Origin of the sequence: Arthrobacter sp. TB 26, assembly GCF_000427315.1 — a bacterium.
Taxonomy (GTDB): domain Bacteria; phylum Actinomycetota; class Actinomycetes; order Actinomycetales; family Micrococcaceae; genus Arthrobacter.
Genome location: NZ_AUPJ01000501.1, coordinates 1 through 5788, shown reverse-complemented (window position 1 = coordinate 5788; position 5788 = coordinate 1). Strand labels below are relative to the sequence as shown.

Sequence of the window (5788 nt, the reverse complement as noted above, 5' to 3'; positions counted from 1 at the left end):
CGGCTCGCGCAGATCGAAACCGCCCACCTGCGCATGGATCTTGAACACCCGGGCGCCGCGTTCGACGGCGGACCGCACCTGTTCCAGGACGCCGTCTTCGGGGAAAAACGTCGCGCTGGGAACACAATCCGGCTCGGTCGCGGCGAGCTCGAGGGCGAAATCGTTAAGGTCCGCCGCCATGCCAGGCCGGTGCGCGTAGGTCAGTGCCGTGAAATGCCGGAGCCCCAGCTGGCGCAGCCGCGCCAGCCGGCTGGCTTCGTCCGAGCGGTATGTGATGGGCCAGGGACGGCCGATGAGGGGACCGGCTGCATCGAAGTGCGCCCAGACCCGCTGCAGCATCCGTTCCGGGAGGAAATGCGTGTGGATGTCGATCAGGCCCGGAAGTCCGAGCCGCGCCCACCACTGGGGTACGTCAGCGTCCCGCATCGTTTCCACCGGGTCCCCCTTAACGTCATTGTCTGGCCACTTCGGCCACACGGCCCAGGCCAGTCTGCCACTACGGGAGAGTGTTCGTGGCACGCGGTGTTACGGCGGGCAGGCTTGTTTCGGCCGCCGGGTGCGCTACCGCCGCAGCGTCCGGAGGATCCCGCGTGCGGTAAACCCGACGGCGCACACCAACGGAACCAGCGTGCCAAGGAGGGCAATCGTGTTCGGCCGGAAGGCCACGTGCCCGCTCCCGTTGCGGCAGTAGACGCCCAGCGGGAGCACAAAGCCACCGCCGCCACCGCCGGCCGCGCTTTCCAGCCCGGCAGTATCGGCGCCTTCGGCTTCGGAGTTGCCGCCGCCGCCGAAACCAAACGACACCAGGGCCACCGGGATCAGTTCCTCCCCGTCCACCTTGACGGCCGTGCCATAGGCCCTGGTTACACCCACGTTTTTGAACGTCTCCGCAAGGGACGAGAGAGCTTCAGTCATGGATCCGACCTTGGTCGGCAGGCGCGGCCAGGTGCCAGAGGCTTAGGCCCTGGAAGCGCCATGCCGTCAGGGCCATCCGGCCCCTATTCGCCAGCGGAACGTCGAAATAGATTGGAACTTAGAACAACGCACTGGAAGAGAGGCCAGGTTCATGACGCAAAAGACAGGAGTGGCACCACGGCTGGCCGAAGTGCTGGCCATCGTCCTGGGCACGGAGGAAATCCCGTTGCGGCTGAAGGCCTGGGACGGCTCGGAGGCGGGCCCGGCCGGCGCGCCGGTCATTGAGTTCCGGTCCCGGCGTGCCCTGCGCCGGATGCTGTGGTCGCCCGGGCAGCTGGGCCTCAGCCGCGCCTATGTTGCGGGGGACGTTGACGCGCCCGGCGACGTCTTCGCCAGTTTTGCGGCGTTGAGCTCCGCCGGCAAATTCGCCGAACCCGGACCGTTCCGCCGGCCGACAGTCCGCGAAAGCGGGACAATCCTCAAAAACGCCGCCCTGATCGGCGCCCTGGGACCCAATCCGGCGCCGCCTCCGGAGGAAGCAAAGATCGTCCGGGCCGGCCGGCGGCATACCCGGAAGCGCGACGCCGCGGCGATCTCCCACCACTACGACGTCGGCAATGACTTTTACGCCCTTGTCCTCGGCCCGTCCATGGTGTACTCCTGCGCGGTGTGGGAGGACGAAGACACCGGACTGGAGACAGCGCAGGAGGCCAAGCTCGGCTTGGTCTGCCGGAAGCTGGGACTGAAGCCCGGCATGCGGGTGCTGGACGTCGGCTGCGGCTGGGGGAGCTTCGCCCTGCACGCGGCCAAGAACTACGGAGTCGACGTCGTCGGCGTGACTCTTTCGGGCGAACAGGCGGCCATGGCCGCGAAGCGGGTGGCAGAGGCCGGCCTGACCGACCGGGTGGCCATCCGGGTCCAGGACTACCGCGACGTTGACGACGGGCCCTATGACGCGATCAGCTCCATCGGCATGTCCGAGCACGTGGGCCGCGGGCCGATGCCCGGCTACGTCGCCAAACTGCACGGACTGCTCCGGCCGGGCGGCCGGCTGCTGAACCACGCCATTTCCTGGAATGCGGGACCCACCGCGCCGGATCCGGACTCGTTTATCCCCCGCTACGTGTTCCCGGACGGCGAGATGCTCCCCCTGGCGGAGATGGTTGGGGCGCTCGAGTCCGGCGGACTGGAAGTCCTCGACGTCGAGGCCCTGCGGCGGCACTACGCGCTCACCCTCCGGGCCTGGGTGCGGAACCTAGAGGAACACTGGAACGAGGCCGTGCAGCTCGCCGGCGAAGGCCGGGCACGGGTCTGGCGGCTCTACATGGCCGCCAGCGCCCTGGGCTTCGAATCCGGAATCACCGGCGTCAACCAGATCCTGGTGCAGCGGCCCGGCGGCGCCGNNNCCGCCGTTGCGCCGGACCGCCTGGCTCTGAGGCCGGGGGCGCTCTGAGGCCGCCGTCGCCTCAGGTGGGACTGTGGGCTGCGATGAACGCCGCGGCGGATCCGGCCAGTGATGCCCCGACTTCCTCCGCGCTGCGCCTGGTTCCCGCGACGTCGAAGGTGTGGCCGCCGCCGTCGCGCCACTCCAGCGTCTCTGCGGGGCCGATCCGGGCCACTACTGCCTCCAGCAGTTCGGGCGTGGCAAACGGGTCACGCGTGCCCTGCAGGAAAAGCATCGGCAGGGTCAGCCCGTACAGGTGTTCGTCACGGAGCTTCTCCGGCTTTCCCGGGGGATGGAGCGGGTAACCGAGATAGACGAGTCCTGCCGCGGGCATCCCTTCGGCAACTGCCATGGAGGCCATCCGTCCCCCGAAGGACTTGCCAGCCGCCCAGAGCGGTTCGCCCGCTGACCGGCCAGCGGCCTCGGACATGGCCGCGCGCCAGGCCGCGATGGCTGCGGGAGGCTTGTCGGGGAACTTCCGGCCGGCCTCCCGGTAGGGGAAGTTGAAGCGGAGCGTGGCGATTGCCAGTTGGTTCAGGGCCCGGGTAAACCCGGCGAGGAACGGGTGGTCCATGCCGGCCCCGGCCCCATGGGCGACGACCAGCGTGGCAGCCGGCTTCGCGGGGCGGGCGTAGACGCCCGAAACGGAGGATTCGCCCACGGCGATCGTGACGGGCAACTCGGGGACTGTCATGACTCCATCATGACGCCCGTAGGCGCCCGCAGGCGCCCAGGGCTGCTGCGGTACTCGCGGATAGATCGCTAGGCTGTCCTTATGAGCAATACCGAAGCGGCGCCGCAGGAGATTCTGTGCGAAACGGACGACAACTGTGTCGGGGTGGAAATCCTGGTTCCCCGCCAGGTCCCGCTGGGCGGGCCGCGGGCCATGGATGTCAGAAGGACGCTGCCGCAGCGCCAGCGGAGCCTCATCGGAGCCTGGTGCTTCCTGGACCACTACGGCCCGGACCGGGTCGGCGAGTCCGGGGGCATGCACGTCCCGCGCCACCCGCACACCGGACTGCAGACCGTCAGCTGGCTGTTTACCGGAGAGATAGAGCACCGAGACTCGGCCGGCTTCCACGCGGCCGTGCGGCCCGGCGAGGTCAACCTCATGACGGCCGGGCGCGGCATCAGCCACTCGGAGTTCTCCACACCCGCGACCGACGTCCTGCACGGTGCGCAGCTGTGGGTAGCGCTGCCGGACAGCGCACGCCAGATGGAGCCGACGTTTGAGCACTACCGCCCCGAACCGCTAAGCGGACCCGGCTGGATCATGCGGGTCTTTCTGGGATCCCTCGCCGGCGCCGCCTCGCCGGTCACCACCCACACACCACTGCTGGGAGCCGAGATCCTGCTGGAAGCAGGGTCCACCCTCAGCCTGGATACCGATCCCTCGTTTGAACACGGACTACTGGTGGACACCGGAACCCTGGTGGTGGACGGCCACCCGGTCCCGCAGGACCACCTCGCCTACCTGCCGGTGGGGCGCAGCACTCTGACCCTCGCGGCCGGCGACAATCCCCTGCGCGTGCTCCTGATCGGCGGCGAACCTTTGGGCGAGCAGATTGTGATGTGGTGGAACTTCGTGGGTCGCAGCCACGAGGAAATCGTCGAGTACCGGGCCCAATGGCAAGCGGAAATCGGCGCCGAATCCTCGCCCGCTGCCGCCGGGACGGACACCGCAGCCCCGCGGTTCGGCACATTCCCCGTGGGGGAACCCGCGCCGCTGCCGGCCCCCGCGCTCCCGAACGCCCGCCTCCGCCCCCGCGACTGAGCCCTTCGACCGAGAAACGAGAAACATGTTGACCGCCATCACCATCCGCCATAACCCCGACCGGATGCGCTACGAGGTTCTCGACGGCGACACGGTCATCGGCCAGGCGGCCTACATCGACGACGGCGGCTCCCACCGCATTTTCTACCACACGGTCATCGACGAGGACTTCGGCGGCCAGGGGCTCGCCGGCCGGCTCGCGGGACATGCGCTCGAGGAGACGGTCGCCGCCGGCTTGAAAATCGTCCCCGTGTGCCCGTACATCAAGAAGTACCTCGCAAGCCACACGCAGTACGCGGCCAGCGTCCAGGTTCCGACACCGGCATTGCTCGGAGTCCTCGACAGCGCGTTGGACCGGCGCGCCCGGCGCTGAGCCGCTGCCGGGACCGGATGCTCATTTGACCGTCAGCGTGCCGTGCATCTGCGGATGGTAAATGCAGTGGTAGGTGTAGGTTCCGGGCTGCATGGGCGCGGTAAAAGTGCCCGTACCGCCGCTGCCCTTGACGTCCACGTTGAAGGCCGAGCCGTCGTCGGCCGTCACGGTATGGGCAGCGCTGTCCAGGTTCGTCACCGTCACGGTCGCCCCAGGCGAGACCGTGACCGGCGCCCCGAAACCGAAGTCCTTAATGGTGATGGCCATGGCGCCCACGGTACTGCCGGGACTGACCTGGCCAGGCGTCGAGGCCGGGGCCGGGCTTCCGCCGCCGGCGGCGCAACCGCCCAGCCCGGCCAACACCGGGACGAGCAACCCGGCCAGCACCGGAGCAAGCCAGCGGGCGGGAACCTTGGCGGTATTCACGGTATTCACGGCGCACCATCCTCTGCACGGCGGAGTTCCGGGACGAGCCACTACTTTCCATTCTCCGCCTGCCGCCGCAAAATAGCACCGGGCCCCTGGCTGTCTGGCTGCCCCTACAACGCCGGCGGCTGGAGCCGGGCACCTGCGGCAAGGAGCGCTTCGATGATCGGGGCGGGGCCGGGACGGGACAGGAAGTATCCCTGTCCCATGCGGCAACCCAGGCCGCGGAGCAGGTCCAGTTGCCCGGCGTCCTCGATGCCTTCTGCGATCGCCTCGAGGTTGAGTTTGTGGGCCAGCCCGAGGATGCCCTCGAGCATGGCGGCAGACGCGGCATCGGAGGTGCTGGCGGAAAGGAATGACCGGTCAATCTTGAGGATGTCCGCGGGCAGCTCAGCCAGGGTGCTCAGCGAGGAGTAGCCGGTCCCGAAGTCGTCGATGGCGATGCGGACCCCGACGGCCTTAAGCCGGTGGAGTGCCGTGATGCCGCCGTCGATGCTGCTGGCCAAAGCCGTTTCGGTGACCTCGAGGACGACTTTGTCCGCTTCCGCAGCGGGATCCATCAGGATGCTCTCGATCGCGTCCAGGTTCCGCGGGCTGGGCAACTGCAGGGTGGAGAGGTTGATGGACACCCAGAGGTTCTCGCAGTGGACCATCGAGGCGCGCCAGCGGGCGGCCTGCCGGCTCGCGGTGCCCAGTACCCAGCGGCCGATGGCCTCGATGTCTCCGGTTTCTTCGGCCAGCGGGATGAATTCCGCGGGCTCCAGCAACCCCAGCCTGGGGTGTTTCCAGCGCACCAGCGCCTCCACCCCCAGGATTTCCCCGCTGCGCAGATCGGCCACCGGCTGGTAGTCGAGCC

6 protein-coding genes and 1 pseudogene are annotated in these 5788 nt (G+C 68.6%); 3 read left to right on the top strand and 4 right to left on the bottom strand.

Translation table 11 applies throughout. From position 1 onward, the window contains the following. Positions 1-561: 561 nt before the first annotated feature. The gene (locus K789_RS0119775; protein WP_024368266.1) at positions 562-915 is read right to left on the bottom strand and encodes a hypothetical protein; all 354 of its coding nucleotides are present in this window, start codon (positions 913-915) and stop codon (positions 562-564) included. A gap of 151 nt (positions 916-1066) precedes the next feature. On the opposite strand from K789_RS0119775, the pseudogene K789_RS23635 reads away from it, so the two are divergent. Continuing rightward, a pseudogene (locus K789_RS23635) lies at positions 1067-2351 on the top strand (class I SAM-dependent methyltransferase). 30 nt (positions 2352-2381) lie between these two features. Here the strand turns inward: K789_RS23635 and K789_RS0119765 are convergent. Then, a complete protein-coding gene (locus K789_RS0119765; RefSeq protein ID WP_024368265.1) occupies positions 2382-3053 on the bottom strand; it encodes an alpha/beta family hydrolase in 672 nt (223 codons plus the stop codon). An 81-nt stretch (positions 3054-3134) separates the two neighbouring features. Between K789_RS0119765 and K789_RS0119760 the strand changes: the two genes are divergently transcribed. After that, positions 3135-4133: a pirin family protein gene (locus K789_RS0119760; RefSeq protein ID WP_024368264.1), complete on the top strand. Its 999-nt coding sequence runs from the start codon at positions 3135-3137 to the stop codon at positions 4131-4133. Continuing rightward, positions 4021-4506, top strand: a complete 486-nt coding sequence (locus K789_RS0119755; RefSeq protein ID WP_323754853.1) for a GNAT family N-acetyltransferase — start codon at positions 4021-4023, stop codon at positions 4504-4506. The genes K789_RS0119760 and K789_RS0119755 overlap by 113 nt, the downstream gene beginning before the upstream one ends. Before the next feature lie 21 nt (positions 4507-4527). On the opposite strand, the gene K789_RS25865 is transcribed toward K789_RS0119755, so the two are convergent. Then, positions 4528-4941: a cupredoxin domain-containing protein gene (locus K789_RS25865; RefSeq protein ID WP_024368262.1), complete on the bottom strand. Its 414-nt coding sequence runs from the start codon at positions 4939-4941 to the stop codon at positions 4528-4530. A 104-nt stretch (positions 4942-5045) separates the two neighbouring features. Next, positions 5046-5788 (bottom strand): EAL domain-containing protein (locus K789_RS0119745; protein WP_024368261.1); only part of this gene is annotated, 743 nt, incomplete at its 5' end.

Excerpts from the sequence above, each read along its gene's own strand:
- K789_RS0119775 (WP_024368266.1), bottom strand. The coding sequence starts at position 915 with ATGACTGAAGCTCTCTCGTCCCTTGCGGAGACGTTCAAAAACGTGGGT.
- K789_RS0119765 (WP_024368265.1), bottom strand. The coding sequence starts at position 3,053 with ATGACAGTCCCCGAGTTGCCCGTCACGATCGCCGTGGGCGAATCCTCC.
- K789_RS0119760 (WP_024368264.1), top strand. The coding sequence starts at position 3,135 with ATGAGCAATACCGAAGCGGCGCCGCAGGAGATTCTGTGCGAAACGGAC.